At 65.5% G+C, this 18652-nt stretch carries 12 protein-coding genes and 1 tRNA gene; 5 read left to right on the top strand and 8 right to left on the bottom strand.

Going from position 1 to position 18652, the window contains the following annotated elements; translation table 11 throughout:
- Positions 1–13 precede the first annotated feature (13 nt).
- The 3 genes from AACX88_RS07785 to AACX88_RS07775 form a co-directional block, all read right to left on the bottom strand.
- Positions 14–1405, bottom strand: coding sequence for an Ig-like domain-containing protein (locus tag AACX88_RS07785; RefSeq protein ID WP_339392467.1), 1392 nt, complete (start codon positions 1403–1405; stop codon positions 14–16).
- A 203-nt stretch (positions 1406–1608) separates the two neighbouring features.
- Entirely contained in the window at positions 1609–3435 is a 1827-nt protein-coding gene (locus tag AACX88_RS07780; RefSeq protein WP_339392466.1) for an LPXTG cell wall anchor domain-containing protein, read from the bottom strand.
- A 304-nt stretch (positions 3436–3739) separates the two neighbouring features.
- Complete coding sequence (locus AACX88_RS07775; RefSeq protein ID WP_339392465.1) at positions 3740–4855, bottom strand: diacylglycerol/lipid kinase family protein; 1116 nt, start codon at positions 4853–4855, stop codon at positions 3740–3742.
- Between the two features lie 82 nt (positions 4856–4937).
- Between AACX88_RS07775 and serS the strand changes: the two genes are divergently transcribed.
- Positions 4938–6218 (top strand): serine--tRNA ligase, encoded by a 1281-nt coding sequence (gene serS, locus AACX88_RS07770; RefSeq protein ID WP_339392464.1) that lies wholly within the window; start codon positions 4938–4940, stop codon positions 6216–6218.
- A gap of 32 nt (positions 6219–6250) precedes the next feature.
- Complete coding sequence (locus AACX88_RS07765; protein ID WP_339392463.1) at positions 6251–7099, top strand: HAD family hydrolase; 849 nt, start codon at positions 6251–6253, stop codon at positions 7097–7099.
- Between the two features lie 178 nt (positions 7100–7277).
- Here the strand turns inward: AACX88_RS07765 and AACX88_RS07760 are convergent, their stop codons facing one another.
- The 5 genes from AACX88_RS07760 to ilvA all read right to left on the bottom strand — a co-directional run bounded on the left by AACX88_RS07760 (position 7278) and on the right by ilvA (position 12107).
- Positions 7278–8111 carry a Cof-type HAD-IIB family hydrolase gene (locus AACX88_RS07760; RefSeq protein ID WP_339392462.1) on the bottom strand — a complete coding sequence of 278 codons (834 nt, stop codon included), beginning with the start codon at positions 8109–8111 and terminating at the stop codon, positions 7278–7280.
- A complete protein-coding gene (locus AACX88_RS07755) occupies positions 8108–8680 on the bottom strand; it encodes a hypothetical protein (protein ID WP_339392461.1) in 573 nt (190 codons plus the stop codon). Before AACX88_RS07755 ends, AACX88_RS07760 begins: the two co-directional genes overlap by 4 nt.
- Positions 8677–9366 (bottom strand): proteasome activator, encoded by a 690-nt coding sequence (locus AACX88_RS07750; RefSeq protein WP_339392460.1) that lies wholly within the window; start codon positions 9364–9366, stop codon positions 8677–8679. Before AACX88_RS07750 ends, AACX88_RS07755 begins: the two co-directional genes overlap by 4 nt.
- On the bottom strand, positions 9363–10556 hold the full coding sequence (locus tag AACX88_RS07745) for an NAD(P)H-quinone oxidoreductase (protein WP_339392459.1): 1194 nt from the start codon (positions 10554–10556) through the stop codon (positions 9363–9365). Before AACX88_RS07745 ends, AACX88_RS07750 begins: the two co-directional genes overlap by 4 nt.
- 264 nt (positions 10557–10820) lie before the next feature.
- Positions 10821–12107: a threonine ammonia-lyase IlvA gene (ilvA, locus tag AACX88_RS07740; protein ID WP_422614416.1), complete on the bottom strand. Its 1287-nt coding sequence runs from the start codon at positions 12105–12107 to the stop codon at positions 10821–10823.
- A 272-nt stretch (positions 12108–12379) separates the two neighbouring features.
- Between ilvA and AACX88_RS07735 the strand changes: the two genes are divergently transcribed.
- The 3 genes from AACX88_RS07735 (at position 12380) to AACX88_RS07725 (ending at position 18448) form a co-directional block, all read left to right on the top strand.
- The gene (locus AACX88_RS07735) at positions 12380–15880 is read left to right on the top strand and encodes a maltokinase N-terminal cap-like domain-containing protein (RefSeq protein WP_339392457.1); all 3501 of its coding nucleotides are present in this window, start codon (positions 12380–12382) and stop codon (positions 15878–15880) included.
- A 103-nt stretch (positions 15881–15983) separates the two neighbouring features.
- Positions 15984–16074, top strand: a tRNA-Ser gene (locus tag AACX88_RS07730).
- A gap of 538 nt (positions 16075–16612) precedes the next feature.
- Positions 16613–18448 (top strand): ATP-dependent nuclease, encoded by a 1836-nt coding sequence (locus tag AACX88_RS07725; RefSeq protein WP_339392456.1) that lies wholly within the window; start codon positions 16613–16615, stop codon positions 18446–18448.
- The last annotated feature ends 204 nt before the right edge of the window (positions 18449–18652 follow it).

The following is an 18652-nucleotide window of genomic DNA, read 5'->3' as shown; positions in this document are numbered from 1 at the left end:
CATCAGTGATCGATCAGAGCGACTGACGAGCCTTCGCGCGGCGCATCGTCAGCGCCACGGCGGCTCCGCCGATGAGCAGCAGTGCGGCTCCGCCAGCGAGCGGGCTGAGCTCGGCACCGGTGCGCGGCAGGTTGCCGCTCTTGCCGGTGGTCCCGCCGGCGTTCGCGCCGGAGGTCACGGAGAACCCGCCCTTGAGCTCGTCGTCACCGCAGCTCGCGGTCACCGTGTAGGCGCCGACGTACGCCGAGGCGTTGTCGGAGGTGCCGTAGACGGTCACCGAGGCGGTGCCGTTCGCGTTCGCCTTCACGGTGCGGTCGTAGGCAGTGACGTTCGACTTGCCCTTCGGGTTGACGACGAAGCGGATGTCGGTTCCCGGAGCGCAGTTCGCGACCGTGAGCTTCACACCCTTGTCCGTGTTGACGAAGTCAGCGGCGTCGATGGTCTTCGGGGACACCGACAGCGAAGCTTCCTTCGAGTCCGCGGTCAGCGTGAACTCGGCCATCGAGAACTGCTCTTCGCCGGAGGCATAGGCGAAGTAGGTGCCCGGCTTGACGTTCTTGGTCTCGTTGGGTCGGATGACTCCGGAGACCACACCCTTGTCAGAGGCCTTGAGGTTCTGATCAAGGTAGAGCAGTCCGCTGTAGTCGAACTCGTCCTCGTTGAACTTCGCGGCTGCCGCGATTGTGATCTCGCCTGGTGCGAATCCGTTGCCCGTGAAGGCGATGCCCTTCTTCTTGAACTCGGAGACGCTCATCGAGTTCGTCGACAGCGACAGCTCACCGGGCTCGAAGTCCTCGTAGTCTTCTTCGGTGATCGTGAATCGTCCGGGGAAGTCCTGCGCATCCTGGTCCCCACGCTTGACCGTGACCGTGAAGTCGACGACCTGCGCCTCGTAGATCTCAGCGTCGTCGTCGTAGTACTCGAACTCGACGGTGCTGCCCTTGGCGGTCTTCTTCTCACCGGTGAGCGAGTTCGTCACGACGTCGCCCTTCTCGAGTCCGGCGACGGTGATGACGACGCCCTCCTCCCAGAAGTCGTAGAGGTCGATTGTGCTCGGGTCGACGGTGACGGTGGCCTCGATCGGCGCCGCGGCTTCCTCGGTGGGAGTGGGCTCTTCGTCCGTGGTGTCTTCGGGTGCAGGGCTCTCGGTCCCTGCCGGGGCGTCCGGGGTCTCCGTCGTCGAGGCGCCGGTGTCCGAGTCCTCCGAAGGAGCCGGTTCCGTGGGTTCGGTCTCCTCGGTGGTCGCGGAGTCGTCGGTCGGCTCAGTGCTCTCCGGTGCGGATTCTGCGGCGGCGGGCGCGGAGTAGGCGCTGTCGACGTCGGTGGGAGCAGCGAGCGCGGGGGATGCGCCGAGTCCGGCCAGGGCAAGTGCGAGCGCAGGGATGAGCGCCAGTTTCTTGGGCATGGAAGGAGAGGGTCCTCTCAGGGGATTGTCAGATAACTACAGAAGCATATCGGGGCGGATCCCCCATTTCTGTCACGGACTGATCACGTTTACCCCGATGGTGACGACGGACACGGAAGGGGGGGGGGGTCGATCGAACTCCCGGCCCTTGCGCCGTTGCGCTGGTGGTGCCCGGCTCTCAGCGGGCGGTCACCGCGTCACCCTCAGATGTACGAGGGCGAGAAGTCGCCCTTGCGGCGACGCATCGTGATCGTCACGGCCGCTCCGCCGACGAGCAGGAGCAGGGCACCTGCTGCGAGGCCGTTGAGTTCGGCACCCGTGCGGGGCAGTTCGCTGCCGTTGCCGGCGGAACCGTTGTCGTGGCCTTCGTCGCCGCTGCCGTCGCCGCCCCCGGCGTTCGGGCTGCCGGTGACCTTGAACGAATCCTTCATCGTGGTGTCACCGCAGGTCACGGTGACCGAGTAGGAGCCGACGTACGCCGAGGCGTTGTCCGAGGTGCCGAAGACGGTGACCGTGGCCTTGCCGTCCTTGTTCGCCTTGATCGTCCGGTCGTAGGCGGTGATGTTCGAGCGGTCCTTCGCCTTGACCATGAAGCGGACGTCCTCGCCCGGCTGGCAGTCCTTGACGGAGAGCTTGACGCCCTTCTTCTCGTTGATGAAGTCACCGGATTCGATCGACTTCGGCGAGACCGTCAGCGTCGCCTCGGCGGGGGCTTCGGGCTCGTCGTTGACGACGGTGAACTGTCCCTTGAGGGTGGCCGAATCGGTTCCCTCGCGGTCGATCGTCACGGTGAAGTCGACCGGACCCTCTTCGATGTTCTCGGGGTTGCCGTCGTAGTAGAGGGTGAAGGTGAAGTCGCCGTCCTCGGTCGCCGTCTTCTCAATGCCGGTGAGGGAGTCGGTGACGACGTCGCCGGCCTTGACGCCGGAGACGGTGACCTTGACGCCCTTCTTCTCGTTCGCGAGATCGGCTGCGGTCACCTCCTTGGGCACGACCTTGAGCGAAGCTTCGATCGGGGCGACCGCGTCGTCTTCGACGATGGTGACTTCGCCGTCGAGGAGGGCCGACGTGGTGCCCTCACGGTCGACGGTGACGATGAACTCCACTTTGCCGGGCTTGATGTCCTCGGGCTTGTCCTTGGAGAAGACAGTGAAGGTGTAGTCGCCGTCCGCTGTGACTTCCTGCTTCTCGCCGGTGAGGTTGTCGGTGACGAAGTCGCCGGCCTTGACACCGGAAACCGTGACCTTGACGCCCTTGTCCTTGTTCGCGAGATCCTCAGCGGTGATCTCCTTGGGGTCAACCGTGAGCGAAGCGTCGATCGGAGCGACGGCATCGTCGGCGGCCTTGACGTTGACCGAGCCGCTCAGCTCCTTGATCCCGGCCGCACCCACGTAGTCGATGGCGAATTTGTGAGGCCCGTCCGGGAGGGTTGAGGCATCGCCCTCGTAGTAGAGCTTCATCGTCGCCGAGGTGCCGGTGGCGGTCACGGAATCACCTGCGAGACCATTGAGCGGAGTGAGTTTGTCGCCGGCCTCGAGTCCGTTGACCGTAACGGTCACGCCCTTGGCGGGATCGCCGAGGTCCTCGGCGGCAACCTCACCTTGAGGGACGACCAGCACGGGATCGGCCTTCTGGGCCTCGTCCGTGGCCTCGTCCGACGGTGTCGAAGTGGGCGAAGGCGAAGATGTCTGCGACGGAGAAGCCGAAGGAGTCGATTCCTTCTTCGCCGGCTGAGGGGCCGCCTTCTTCGCAGCCGCCTTCTTCTTCGCGGCTTCCTCGTCGGCCTTCTTCTTCGCCGCGGCCTTCTCGTCGGCCTTCTTCTTGGCTGCCGCCTTCTCTTCGGCTTCCTTCTTCTCAGCGGCCTCCTTGGCCGCTGCTTCCTTCTCGGCCTTCTCCTTCTCAGCCTTCTCCTTCTCGGCGGCCTTCGCCTCGGCGGACTGAGTGGTGGGGGCCTCCGCCGCGGCGACAGGGGCGGCGACGAGTCCGGTGAACGCAAGGGCGACAGCCGGTGCGAGGATGAGCTTCTTCATTGGAGTGCCTTCTATCTGTGTGAGGGGGTGCACATCTGGAAGTCATCCTAGGTACAGGAAATTATCAGAACTATTTTTGTACGTTTTGGTCGGGTGAATTGCTGTAACGCTTTGGTGAACGGCGTCACAGTTCCGCGACCTGTTCGTGACCTACCTGCCGGTAGCGTCGAACGGGGGTGCGGCCAGGGGTAAACGTGGGTGCGAGCAAGGGCGAACGCGGCCGGGAACACGGGCAAACGTGCCAGCGGTCAGCGTCGCGCGCGGCCCACACACCAGCCAGGCCAGACTCACACGCGCGCCCCACTCACACAGGCCAGGCTTCGGCCCTGATCTCCCGGCGCTGCTCGGTCGTCGGCACCTTGACGTTGATGGCCCCGGGCAGGATCGCCATCGCCAGATACCGGGTCGTGCCCGCCGGATCCCCGTCGAGCTGGACCTCGAGCGCCTCACGCGATTCGATGACGACCGTCCTGCACTTCCGGATGTCCGTGTGCAGGCCCTTCGTCGTCTTCCGCCCGATGATCGAGGCGGCGACCCCGACCCACTGGCCCAGGTTCTTCGGACTGACGACGAGGACGTCGAGGAGACCGTCGTCGATGACCGCCTCGGGCAGCAGCTGGATCCCGCCCTGCAGCTTCCCGCAGTTGCCGCCGATGACCGAGCGCACCCTGGCCGAGACCCGGTAGTCCTCGTCGTAGGTGATCTTCACGTGGCTGGGCCGGCCGACGAGCGTCCGGGACCCCGCCTCGAGGTACGCGAGCCAGCCGAGCTTGCTCTTCGCGTTCGCTGTCGTCTTGGCCATCACCTCGGCGTCGAAGCCGAGCCCGGTCATGACCATGAAGACGTTCCGGTCGCCGTCCCTGCTCAGCCGGGCGGTGCCGACGTCGACGGCGCGGTTGTGGCCCCACAGGGCGATCCGCAGCGCCCATTCCGGCTTGTCGAGGACGATGTCGAGATTGCGCGCCAGCACGTTGCCGGTGCCGATGGGGACGATGCCCATCGGCGTCGACGTGCCCGTCAGCACCGAGGCGACCGCGCGGATCGTGCCGTCGCCGCCGGCGACGATGACGACGTCGACTTCGGCGTCGAGGGCCTGCTCGGCCACGCCCTCACCCGAATCGGTCGGCGAGGTCTCGAAGATCAGCGGCGGGTCCCAGCCTTCGAACCGGCAGACCGCCCGTGCCGTGGAGATGATGTTCTCGGCATTCGCCTTCGTCCGGTTGACGATGAGCGCCGCGCGGTAGCGGGCGGTGGGGTCCACCTCGGCGTCGGCAGGGGCATGGGTGCGGGAGTACCGGTGGAGACGGTCGAGGGCCCGGCGGGAACCGAACCGGGCGCCGACGAGGAAGGCGGCGATGACGACGATGATGACTCCGGCGATGACGAACCACGTCATGGCGGGATCAAGATCGAAGGTCATGGGACAAATTTACTCTGGTCAGACTGAGTGCGGACTCAGGGGGCGAATGTCGAAAACACCGGCGGCCCGTTAAGCTGAGACGGTGATCGATCTAGTGCAGCTGAGAGAAGACCCGGACCTGTTCAAGGCCTCGCAGAAGGCTCGCGGGGCCTCCGTCGAGCTCGTCGACGAGGTCCTCGCCGCGGACTCGGCGAGGCGTGCGGCCATCACGGCGTTCGAAGACGCCCGCGCCGACCAGAAGTCCTTCTCCTCCCAGATCGCCAAGGCGCCCAAGGACGACAAGCCCGCCCTCATCGCCGAAGGCAAGGAGAAGTCGGCCAAGGTCAAGGCCCTGCAGGCCGAGTCGGAGGAAGCGTCGTTCGCCTTCGAGTCCCTCGCCGCGAAGCTGCCCAACCTCATCATCGACGGCATCCCCGCGGGAGATGAGGATAACTTCGTCACCCTCAAGACTGTCGGTGAGCCCCGTGACTTCGCCGCCGAGGGTTTCGAGCCCCTCGACCACCTCGCGATCGGTGAGGCCCTCAAGGCCATCGACACGACCCGGGGCACGAAGGTCTCCGGGGCCCGCTTCCACTACCTCACCGGGTTCGGTGCGAAGCTCGAGATGGCGCTGCTCAACCTCGCCCGCGATGTCGCCGAGGAGGCCGGGTTCAGTCCGACGATCACCCCGACGCTGGTCAAGCCCGAGGTCATGCGCGGCACAGGGTTCCTCGGCGAGCACGCCGACGAGGTCTACCGACTCGAAGCCGACGACCTCTTCCTCGTCGGCACCTCCGAGGTGCCCCTGGCCGGCTACCACATGGACGAGATCATCGACCTGGGGGACGGTCCGTTGCGCTACGCGGGCATCTCCTCGTGCTACCGCCGGGAGGCCGGCTCGTACGGCAAGGACACCCGCGGGATCATCCGCGTCCACCAGTTCCAGAAGGTCGAGATGTTCTCCTACGTCGAGGTCGAGGACGCCGAGGCCGAGCACGAGCGCATGCTCTCCCTGCAGGAGAAGATGCTCCAACTGTGCGAACTGCCCTACCGGGTCATCGACGTCGCCGCCGGCGACCTCGGCGATTCGGCTGCCCGGAAGTTCGACTGCGAGGCCTGGGTGCCGACGCAGGAGACCTACCGTGAGCTGACCTCGACGTCGAACTGCACGACCTTCCAGGCCCGCCGCCTGCAGATCCGCGAACGCCACGACGGGGCCACCCGCCCGGTCGCGACCCTCAACGGGACCATGGCGAACACGCGCTGGCTCGTCGCGATCCTCGAGAACCATCAGCAGGCCGACGGATCGGTCACGGTCCCTGCCGCCCTGCGCCCCTACCTCGGCGGAATGACTGCTCAGGGACCGGAGGGACCCCGATTCTGAGCAGCCCAGCCACCGCCGGCCAAGGAGAAGCTTTGCCCGCACACCTCATCGCGCTCGACGTCGACGGCACGATCATCGACTACGACGGAACCCTGTCCGAGGCGGTGCGGCAGGTCCTCCTCGAGCTCGCCGAGGCGGGCCACCACCTCGTCATCTCCACCGGCCGTGCCCTGCCGGGAGCGCTTGAGATCGTCCACGCCCTCGGTCTGACCGAAGGCTACGTCGTGTGCTCGAACGGTTCGGTCGTCGTCAAGCTCGACCCCTCGCTGCCCTTGGGCTGGGAGATGCACCACGTCGTCTCGTTCGACCCGCGCAGCGCGCTCGAGCGGATGCGGGAGGTGCTGCCGAGCGCCCTGTTCCTCGTCGAGGATCCCGACCTCCACCGCTGGGCCTCCGGGGCGTTCCCGCCCGGAGAGCTCGCCGAATCCGACACCCTCGACATCGTCCCCTTCGACGAGCTGTTGGACAAGCAGGCGACCCGCATCGTCATGCGCGACGTCAACGGCACCGCGGAGGACTTCGCCGAGGCGGTCGACCGTCTCGGTCTCCACGAGGTCAGCTACTCGGTGGGGTGGAGCAACTGGCTCGACATCGCACCTGACGGGGTGTCGAAGGCGAGCGGTCTCGCCCTCGTCGAATCCGAGCTCGGCATCGACCACGCGCTGACGGTTGCGGCCGGCGACGGCCTCAACGACCTCGAGATGATCGAGTGGGCCGATCATGCGATCGTCATGGGCCAGGCGAAGGACGAGCTCAAGGTGCTCGGCAGCGTCGTCACCGACCCGGTCGAGGACGACGGGCTGGCCGTGGCGCTCGTCGACCACTTCGACCTCGACCCGGCCGTGCTCGACACCGAGGGCTCCACCCAGACCCGCCCATAAGCCCCTGCCCAGCAACCCTCCACGCGCTCGGCAACCCTGCGGGAGGATCGGCCGTGTCCAGCAACCTTCCGGGCGCTCGGCAACCCTGCGCCGAGTTGCTCAGCGCCCAGAGGGTTGCTGAGATTTTACGCCGACGGCCACGAGGTTGCTGAGCGCTCGGAGGGTTGCTGAGAAGAGGTCACCGGGCGGGCAGGGCGTCGAGCGCCGCGTTGAGATAGTGGGCGACGCCGTCGTCGGCGACCGAGTCGGTCACCGCATCCGCGGACTCCTTGACGATGTCGAGCGCGTTGCCCATGGCCACCCCGTGCCCGGCCCACGAAAGCATCTCGATGTCGTTGGGCATGTCCCCGAACGCCATCACCCGCTCCCTGCCCACGCCGAGGTGGTCGCACACCGATTCGAGCGTCTTCGCCTTCGTGATCCCGCGCGGGGCGAGTTCGACGAGTCCGTTGACCGGATCGGAGAACGTCGCATGGCACGAGCGGGTGACGAGCGGTCCGAGGAGATCGTGCAGTGCCGCGGAGTCGTCGGTGCCGAGGCTGACGAGGATCTTCACGACCTCCCGGTCGGCGATCTCGTCGAGGTCGGCGATGACCGTGGCGTCCTGCGGGGAGCGGGTGGCGAACCCGTCGTCGATGAACAACCCGGTGAGCGTCTCGAACGCGAAGTGCGCTTCGGGGTGCGCAGCGGAGATCGCGGTGACGATCTCCCGCACCCCCGCATGGCTGAGGGTGTGGGCGTCGACGATCGTGCCGGTGGCGATGTCGTAGACGACAGCCCCATTGAGGCAGACGACGCGGCCGAGGTCGGGGATCTGCTCGGCGATCGCCGCGAGCCAGCGGATCGGGCGGCCGGTGACGAGGACGAACGGGATCCCCATCTGCTGACACCGGTGGATCGCGTCGATCGTCGTCTCGGAGATCGGCTGCCAGTCGAGCAGCAGCGTCCCGTCGATGTCGCTGGCCACGAGCCCGAGGTCGAAGTCCGCTGGGGGAGTGCCGGTTCCCGTCATGAGCGCTCCGCCTCGGCGATGATCTCGCGTGCGCGGTCGAGGAGGTCGGCGGCGTCGGTGATGAAGCGCTCGGTCGCTGCTGCCGCCGAGGTCAGCGCGGTGCCTTCGGCGGTGCCTGCGCGGACCATCGAGGCGGCAAGGACCGCTTCGGCGACCTTCGCCGAGGCCCGCGTGAGCAGTTCCGGGGAGTCCCCGACCGCAGCTCGGACATGCCCGGGCACGACCTGGTCGTCGATGGGCCAGCGGGCGTGGAGGCGCGCGGTCAGGTCGTCGACGTCGGAGGCGAGATCGTTGAGCCGGTGTGTGCCGGCCATGATCGTCTCCCTCGCCGAGGCGGCCGCCGACTCGGGTGCCCCAGTGCCCTGTCCGGGGGCGGTCGGTGCGGAGGCGTCAGGTGCAGTGGCCTCGGAGTCGGAGACAGGGTCGGTTCCGGCCGCGTCGTGGATTGCGAGAGCCGTCGCGTAGTAGCGGTCGACAGCGCGGAGGAATCGGTCGCGGTTGTGACGCCACAGGCCGGTGCCGAACTGTTTGTCAGGTCGACGGGAGTTGAAGGAGAAGAGCTTCTTCACAGATAGTTGCCGGTCCTGCGCTTGTCGTCCTCGGCCCCCGGAGCCCCCGGGCCGGGCCCGCCGCCAGGGGTGACGGCGGGGAGCTGTCCGCGCCCGGCTCCGTCCTGACTCGCCATCGCCTGCTGGGCCATGATCGCGGTCTGGATGCCATGGAAGAGTCCTTCGAGCCAGCCGACGAGCTGAGCCTGGGCGATCCGCAGCTCGGAGGCCGAGGGCGGGCCATCGGCCGAGTCGAAGGGGAGGTCGAAGCGGTCGAGCTCGGCGACGAGTTCCGAGGACAGGCCGTCCTCGAGCTCCTCGATCGACCGGCGGTGGATCTGTGCGAGGCGTTCGCGGCCCTTCTCATCGAGCTCGGTCCCGCGGGCCTCCTCGAGGAGCTGCTTGACCATCGTGCCGATGCGCATCACCTTCGCCGGGGAGGAGATGTCGGGCTCCTCGGATTCCCCGTCCTCAGCCGCGGTTCCCGCTTCGGTCGCGGCCTCGCCGTTCGTGCTCGGCTGGTTCCCCGGAGTGGTGGTGTCGCCAGGCCCGGATGCGCCTGCGGCCTCGCCCGTGCCGGCCGCGGAACTCGCGTCGCCCAGCTCGGCAGCAGCAGCGTCCGCCGAGGCAGTGGCCCCAGACGTCGCCTCGCCCTGCGCGGTGTCCTCGGTCTGATCGCTCTCGGTCGACGTCGGATTCTCGGTCATCGTCGCGCTCCTTCTTCCCCGGCCGACTGTGTCTCGCCTGCAGAATGTGCCTCGCCTGCCGACTGCGTCACCCTGGTCGGCTGTGTCGCCCCGGCTGCCTGCGTCTCCCCGGCCGACTGTTTCTCCTCAGCGGACCGTCCAGCCTGGCCGCGTGACTCCGCGTGCCCGGCCCCGCCCTCACCGCCGCCGCTGCCCTCATCCCCGACTGTGAGGAGGACCTTGCCGATGTTGTCCCCGTCCTCGAGGATCTGATGGGCACGGGCCGCCTCGGCGAGGGGAACGGTGTCGTGGATGATCGGACGGATGTCGCCGGAGATCACGGCCGGCCACAGCTGGGCGGCCACCTCGGCGATGATCTCCGCCTTCTGCTCCGCCGGTCGGGCGCGCAGGGTCGTCGCGGTGATCGTCTTCCGCGCCTGGAGGAGGGTGCTGAGGTCGAGTTCGGCGGTCGTGCCGCCCTGGAGGCCGATGATGACGAGGCGGCCGTCGGTGCCGAGGGCGGCGATGTTGCGTTCGAGGTACTTCGCGCCGATGATGTCGAGGATGACGTCGGCGCCGGTCGTTCCGTCGGGGCGGACGCAGATCTCGTGGACGCGTTCGACGAAGTCCTCGTCGCGGTAGTTGATGACGGCGTCGGCGCCGAGTTCGCGGCAGAACCGGGCCTTCTCCTCGGAGCCGACGGTGACGACGATCTTCACGCCGAGGAGGTTCGCGACCTGGATCGCGGCCGTGCCGATCCCGGAGCCGCCGCCGTGGACGAGCAGCCATTCGCCGATCCGGATGCGTCCGCGGCCGACGACGTTGGAGTACACGGTCGAGAGCACCTCGGGCAGCGCGGCTGCCGCAGTGAGGTCGTACGTGTCGGGCACGGCGAGGAGCTGACCTGCGGGGACAGCGACCTCCTCGGCATACCCGCCACCCGAGAGGAGGGCCGCGACGCGGTCGCCGACGCTCCACCCGGTCACCTCGGCGCCGAGGGCGACGATCGTGCCTGAGATCTCGAGTCCGGGAATGTCGGTGGCGCCGGGAGGCGGGTTGTAGAACCCGCGTCGCTGGAGGAGATCGGCGCGGTTCACCCCGGCCGCGTGGACCCGCACGAGCACCTCGTCGGGCCCGATCTCGGGAGTGGGCACCTCGGTCAGCTGCAGAGCCTCGGGATCACCCGGGGCGGGAATCGTGATGGCGCGCATGAGACCACTGTAGTCCGTGGACGTGTCCGCACCATGGGCCGGATCGGTGAATCCCGTGAGCGGTCCGTGACCGTGGAACCCACCCCGCCGAGGCGGTCGCCGGGACAGGGCCCGACCCCGCCGAGGTGGTCGCGTGGATCCAGCCGAGCCACCTCGACGACACGGTCGGCGCGACCCAGCCCAGCCCCCACCTCGGCGAGGTGACGGCACCACTGACCGGCACGACCGAGCGGACGGCACCCCAGACGGCGAGCGGACGAGGCCCTACGCGAAGAGACGGAACATCGGCGAGTTCTGGTGGACGCGTTCGATCTCGATCTGGGAGGACTCCATGCGCTCGAGCAGATTGGGCAGGTCCTCCGCCGCGCCGAGCTGGATGCCGACGAAGGCCGGCCCCGTCTCCCGGTCGGAGCGTTTGACGTACTCGAACATCGCGATGTCGTCGTCGGGGCCGAGGATCTCGTTGAGGAAGCGGCGCAGCGCTCCCGGCTCCTGCGGGAAGTCGACGATGAAGTAGTGCTTGAGGCCCTCGTGGACGAGGGAGCGTTCGAGGATCTCCGGGTAGCGGGAGATGTCGTTGTTCCCGCCCGAGACGAGGCAGACGACGGTCGAGCCCGGTTCGACGACGACGGGTTTGCCGGTGCCGGGTGCGCCGACGGCCGCCGAGGCCAGCGCCCCGGAGGGTTCGGCGATGATGCCGTCGACCTGGTACATCGCGAGCATCTCCGTGGCCACCGCGCCTTCGGCGACGGGGCGGACGTCGACGCCGAGGTCGGAGACGATGTCGTACGTGATGGTGCCGGCCCGTTTGACGGCGGTGCCGTCGGCGAAGCGGTCGATGTTCTCCAAGGTCACGGGGTGGCCGGCCTTGAGGGCGGCGATCATCGAGGCGGCTCCGGTCGGTTCGGCGCCGATGATCTTCGTCTCCGGCATGTGCTCTGCCGCGTAGGCGGCGATGCCGGCGATGACTCCGCCCCCGCCGACGGGCACGATGATCGCATCGGGGTGCGTGTCGAGCTGCTGCGCGATCTCGACGGCCACGGTGCCCTGACCGGCGATCGTGCGCCGGTCGTCGAACGCGGAGACGAGCAGGGCCTCGTTGCGGTCGGCGAAGCGGTGGGCGAGTGCCGAGGCGTCATCGTAGGTCGATCCGGAGATCTCGATCGTCACCCGGTCGCGGCCGAAGTGGCGGATGCGGTCGATCTTCTGCCTCGGCGTGGTCTTGGGGACGAAGATCGTGCCCTGGATTCCCAGCTGACGGCACGCGAGCGCGAAGCCCTGGGCGTGATTGCCCGCCGAGGCGCATACGACGCCGCGGGCACGCTCTTCCTCGTCGAGCTGGAGCATGAAGTTGAAGGCGCCGCGGATCTTGTACGAACGCACCGGTTGGAGGTCCTCCCGCTTGAGGTAGACGGTGGCACGGCAGGCGGCGGAGAGCCGCTCCGAAATCTGGAGCGGAGACGTGATCACGGAGTCGGCGATTCGCGCAGCGGCCGCTTCGACCTCGTGCGCGAGTGTCTGCTGCTGGGGTGATTCGTCTGTTCTCAACACCCCTCCATTGTGCGCCCTCCGTCTTGCCATTCGGCAACTCGTCCCGCATCGCAGACCGCGCGACCACCGTGCGACCCCTCCGCCGAGGTGGTCGCACCCTTCACGCCGGGACGCTCGGAGCCGTCACGCTGAGACGCTCGCACCCCAGCCGACCCCTGTGCCCCGCCCGCTGAGCGCATGGTGACTTGGTCGGTTTCTGGTGCGCCATCAGGCCCGAGAGGGCAATCCCGTGATTTGATGGAAGATGCCCGTAATCCCTTCAAGGAGGCGACATGGCCATCAGCAGTGAGCTCGAACAGCTCCTAGCCCGCTGGATCCCCCGGCAGTCGTGGTTCCCGAAGCTGGCTGCTGACTTCGGAATGGACCCCGACATCACCCCGATGTCCGTGGCCCGCGCCTTCACCTTCACCGCCGAGGAGCTCGGCGGCTTCTCCGGGCTCGTCACGGTCATCTCCGTCGGCGACGGCCCGACCCTGCGCCGCCTCAACATCCCCCTGTCCCTGCGCGGCACCGAGGACATCCACCTGCGCCACGCGCTCATCGGCACCGTCGACGATCTCGCGCTCGGTCGGGTCTTCGTCTACGACGGCGCGGCCGACCCCATCTTCGTCAACCTCCTCGCCGATGCCATCACCAAACGCAAGGTCTTCGACGGCGGCCAGCTGAGCACCGAATCCCTGCGTCACAGCCGCGACCGCTCGACCTTGGCGTCCACGGGACGAACCCGGGAGACGGTCCCAGCGTCCACCTCGGCGACGGTGTCGTCCTCCGCTGATGACGGCGATCCCAGCGCCGAGGCGGTCCCGCCCAAGCCCGCCACCGCACCCCCGTCATCCGAGGTCAAGGACGAGATCGACGTGCCGATCCGGCCGATCGAGGTCGCCGATTCGGGGGCGCACAAGTCCACCGTCATCATCCACGACGAGTACGAGCCGGTGGAGCTGAGCTTCTTCCGGGTGCTCGAGAACGGCATGCCGTCGTCGCTGACGATCCCCGTCCTGCTCACCGAGGCGGGCTCGCGCAGCGTGCCCGAGGTCATCGGCTGGAGTTCGGGACGCTGGTACGACATGTTCGAGGTCACGGAGATGGAGGCACCGATGGCGCTGCTGTCTCAGGCCGACGTCGAGGCGGAACCGGCGTGGCGGGAAGCCGTCGACATCGTCTGCGCGGTCGACTCCGGGTCGATCGGCGGATACAACGCGCATGCCGCGGAGATGGGGCGCCGGATCGGGGAACTGCACTCCGACATGGCCGCGGAGTTCGGCATCGTCGAAGGTGCGGGCGCTCCGACGAAGCAGTTCGTCGACAAGTGGGCCGAACGCGTCGACTGGGCGCTCGGGCGGGCGCCACTCGCGCTCGACTCGCTGGTGCCCGAACTCAAACAGCATCGGAACAAACTGCGGTCGCTCGATTCGATCGGGACGCTGCAGAAGATCCACGGGGAGCTCACGCTCGACCATGTCGTGAGCTCACCGAGCGAGGGCTACCAGGTCGTGAAGTTCACCGACTCGTCGAACTCCGATCCCAAGCCGGTTGCCATCGACCTCGTCGCCCTGCTGCGCAGCGTCGACTACGCGGCCGGGTTCGCGCGGCTCCAGCGCACCGAGGCGCTCGAGAACGAGGACGGCGGGCTCGTCGTCAACGGCTTCGGCAACGATCCTGCCGCACTGCGGACGATCTACGATTCGCCCGAGTACCTGTGGGCGTCCCAGGTGCAGAACTCCCTGCTCAGCGGGTATTCGCGGGCACGGGGTGAGAGCATCGGCCTGGGCGATCCCGTGCTGCGCGCCGCCCTCATCGACAGGCTCCTCGTCGAGGTCGTCACCGAGCTGCGCAACCGCCCGAACTGGCTGTCCGTGCCGCTCGCGACGCTCACCCTCATCCTCAAGGGCAAGCCCGCGCGGGGCAGCGATGACCCCACCGAGGCGGAGCTCAGTGTTCCCGCGACCGACGCTGGTGCTGGTGGTGTTGGGGCCGGTGGCGACAGTGATCGCGGAGACGGCATCGCCGACGGTTCCGACGTCGGTGCCGGTGCCAACGCCGGTGCTGGCCGAACGGCTGGAGACGGCGATCGGGTTGGCGCAGTGGACGCGGACTCAGGGTCGTCGGAAACAGGGTCTGACGCTGCGGACGCGGACTCTGGAGGTTCGGATACGAAGTCTGATGCGTCGGACCCGGACTCCGAGGCTTCTGGTTCCGATGATAAGTCCGGCGCAGAGGCTGATGGCGGCGCGGTGAAGGTCGACGGCGCTGGCGATGATGCAGTCGCGACATCTGGTGACTCGTCACGTGGTGCCGCTTTCGTCGCCGGTGCGGCTGGGGTCGTCGGCGCCGCCGGCGTCGCCGGAGCTGTCGCTGCGAACGATGGTGACGATGCTTCTGCCGATACCGAACCTGCGGGCGATGCCGACGGCAAGGATGCTGATTCGGGTGACAGGGCCGACTTCGAAGACGACGCCGACTCGATTGATAGCGCCCACTCTGGCGACCACGTCGCTGAGCGGGCCGATGTCGTTGGCGACAAGGCAGACACGTCGTCCGCCTCCGTCGCTGATGCCGACGTCGAAGCGGCCGATGCCGAGTCGGATGCCGAAAGCACCGGCACCGAGAACGGGGACGGCGCGGAGTCCGACGCCGGTGATGCCGCGGACGGCGACGGCACGACAACTCGCGGCAACGATTCGTCGGTGACGCGGGACGGCGATTCCCAGGATGTGCTCGTCGACGCGGTGTCGGCGGAGTCGGTCGAACCGCGGTCGGACGAGATCGCGGAGATGGATCCGGAAGCCGACGCCGCAGGCTTCGTCGAGCCCAGTGTCGAGGCTCCGAGCGAGGTGACGGAGACCGAGTCGAAGTCGCCGAAGACCCGCGGAGTGTCCGTCAACGGTTCGGACAAGAACACTCGTGAAGGTGTGACCACCTCGGCGCGCGGCACCACGGTGACCCGGACGCTCTTCGTCAGCGAGACGACGAGCACGGGCGGTGAGGGCACGACGACCTCGGCGAGCTCAGCGGTTGCGGGTGACGTTCGGATCACGGGAGGCGCAGTCGTCGAGGACACCTACGTCGACGCGGTGACGACGGAGACGGTTGAGCGCGTCGATGACGGTGTCCCCGAGGTCGACTTGGGCGTCCATGATCTCGCTGAGGTCGACGTCGAGGCGCTCGACGAGTCGAAGGGCGACAGCGACAAAGACTCGAGCGATGACATCGCCGACGTCGACGCCCCTGGCGAGCACTCAGAGGCCGGCGCAGACACCCAGACCACCGACGCCGACCCAGCCGACGAGACCACCGATACCGACGCACCCGGCGAGACCATCGACGTCGAGGGCAGTGCGGCGGTCACTGGGGGAGACGCTCCGCCGATCGTCGAGGATGAGCGTGCTCCGAAGTCGGCGCGGATGCCGGATGCTCCGCCGATGCCGTCCGAACCGCCGGAGGTCGCCTCGGCGCCTCTGCCGGATGCGCCCGCTGTTGCTGAGCAGGGCGCGTCTGAACGAGCAACCGGGGAGAACAGGACTTCGGCTCTCAACGGGCCGGATGCCCCGGCCATGACGAAGACACCGGCCGATGAGGACGAGTTGGCGGACGAAGAGGAAGCGGAGTTCGTTCCGTCCCGGGTACCGGCGACGTTCGCGGCACGGGGAGCCACCTCGGCGGATGCGGATTCGACGGGCCGCAGTCCGCACGAGCAGCACAAGCACGACGGCGGCCCGGCACGCGAGATTCCCGGCGCGAAGAAGAACAAGAAGGGCAAGAACAAGCACTGAGGTCAGCCCGTCCGAGCGATTGGCAGTTGCTCACGGGACTGTGAGAAACTGTTCTGGCTCAGCTCGCGCTGGGCAGGCCGGGTTCGGCATCGTCCGAACCTATGGAAGCGTGTCCGAGCGGCCGAAGGAGACGGTCTTGAAAACCGTTGTGCGGTAACCCCGTACCGTGGGTTCGAATCCCACCGCTTCCGCCAAGGAAATGTGCTGTGACGTCGACGGATGTCGCAGCACATTTCTCTCTTTTGACGAGGGTCGGTCACGAGTCTTCGTTCCGGTTTCGTCTTCGGCTGGTAGCCGGTGGCCGGATCGAGGGCCTGCTGAAGTCCGGTTGACCGCGAGCAGTAGGCGAGTCACGAGCAGGTGAGGATCGCGATACTGACCTGGATCAAGAGGATGTAGCGCCGGCGTCGAAGGCAAGTCAGGTTAGGTCGATTAACCCCGATCGAGTGCGAAGTAATCATAGAGTCGGCTGCACACGCAGCGTGACACTCAAACTATCACCAAGCCTTGCATGAGTCCCTACATGCTTGAATGGTGTTTGGCGGGGAGAGCGGAAGTAGACGCTAACGTTGGCCGAGTGATGGGCATGGACGACCGCGCAGTACTCGCTCCAGCTTCTCAGTTCTGTCGACAGGCAGTAGTGAGCCAAGAGAATCGAGAATAGTCAATGGGCATAGCAGCGGCGGCGCGTGTAACGTGGCTTGAGTCCGTGTCGGATGAGACTATTTCGATATGAACCAAACATGGCGCGAAGAGTTCAGCTCTTCCTACGGTGTAGAACGTCCCGGTATCGCAGACGGGGATGCAGATAGATTTGGTGTAGGTGTCGGGCAGGTGTGCATGAAGGAAGGCAGCTCCTTCATCCCGAGTCGGACTGGTGTCACCGTTATCGTTGGTGGCAACAATTCTGGAAAGTCGACTTTGCTCCGAGAAATTCGGCAAGAGCTGACCGGGATTGGGTATGCCAGTCCTGGGAATTTAACTCAATCAATTCAGTCGCTCGAGAAAATAGTCGACGGTACCCCGGAGGACATGCTCGCATGGATTGTGGATCGTACTCAAGTCGTTCACGGAAGTTACGGCCCAGAAATTCAATTGCGCGAAGGCGCCGAAATCAAACCGATTGATTTGATGAGGCTATTTCCGTCTGAGATCTTTTTGGCGGAAACGATTGAGTCAAAGATAGTTCATGCTTCTAATGGCGAAGACAGGTTTCGTGCAGTTTATGAGACGATGCAATTTGATCCATATATGTCCCGACCGAACGAGCCTATTCAATATCTCCAGGATAATGACGAACTTCTGAACGAAATTTCCCAACTTTTTCAGAAAGTGTTCGGACGTCCTCTTGAACTTGATTTGCTCAACTATCAGTTAAACCTACGTGTCGGAAAAACCGACATGGAAACACCTCGCCTGAACGATATTCCGCCTGAGTATCGAGAAGCTATGGCTGCGCTCCCTCCCGTTTCCACCCAGGGGGACGGCGTGAAGAGCTTTATGGCGCAAGTGCTTTCCGTCATAACTGGCGCATATCCTGTCGTGTTGCTCGATGAGCCTGAGGCCTTCCTACATCCACCGCAAGCTCGGGTGCTCGGTGAATATTTGGGCAATTTTGCCAGTGCCCAAGGTGCTCAAGTTATCGCGGCAACGCACGATAAGAATTTCTTAGTTGGCTTGCTGGAGTCGAGCGCTGACGTCACGGTGGTACGTCTAACTCGCGACAATGGATGCCCGAGTGCATCGCAATTGAATTCAATGGAGCTTCGAGCGGTTTGGAATAATCCAATACTAAAATACTCGAATTTATTAGAAGGGCTATTTCATCAGGTGGTAATTTTGGCTGAATCGGAAACTGATTGCGGATTCTTCCGCGCGGTGCTGGACGAAATGAATATCGATAATGACTTTATTCCAAAAGGCGATATTCTATTCGTGCCAACGAATGGTAAGTCTTCAATGTTCAAACTTGCGATGACATTGCGCGCGGTGTCAGTTCCTGTCGTAGCTGTTACGGATATCGATATATTGAATGATCAGAGAGTTCTATCAAACCTTGTCGAGTCCGTCGGCTCCGTATGGACTGATAAGATGAAGAGTGATTTAAATATCGTTAGTTCCGCGGTTAAAGATAAGTCGAAGAACAATATATCAGTTGACGAAATATTGAATACTTTGAATAGCATTTTCGGTGACAGGCGAGCGGAAGAGTTCGATTCTGATATGAAGCGGGAATTCAATGCGCACCTTCGATCTAAAGACTCGTATTGGAAGACTGTGAAAGCAAACGGGATCGGCGCGTTTCGCGGTGAGCAGCTCTCGGCGATTTCAAGGTTAGTAAAGTCTCTGGCCGAAGCCGGGGTGGTTGTGGTTCAAGAGGGGGAACTGGAACGGCTAGCGCCTGCGGTAGTAGAGAGAAAAAGCCCGGGGTGGTTGCTTGCTGCACTGGAGCAAGGTGCTCACAGGGGAGAGACTGCCCAGCGGCATGTCGCGCGTATCTTGTGCGCAGCGCAGCGTGCATTGGACCGTGTAGCTGCACCGGGGGTTACGCCGGCTGAGGAGTCTTGACCTTGCTTGATGGGCGACTTGACCTCCCGCAAATGTGTCGCTGGTTCGGTGTGAGCGCGGCGGTTGAACAGACGGGGGTGTTACAGCCTATCTACTGAGGTGCGACAGCCGGAATCCGACAACTTTTTCTCACGAATCTGCGTTCCAGCGTTCCTCCAGTGTCCCCGCTGATGTGTCGCGACATCGTTCCTACGATGTCGCGGC

This window comes from Brevibacterium metallidurans, from assembly GCF_037101285.1.
GTDB classification, from domain to species: Bacteria; Actinomycetota; Actinomycetes; order Actinomycetales; family Brevibacteriaceae; genus Brevibacterium; species Brevibacterium metallidurans.
This window is presented reverse-complemented; position numbering and strand designations above follow the sequence as displayed.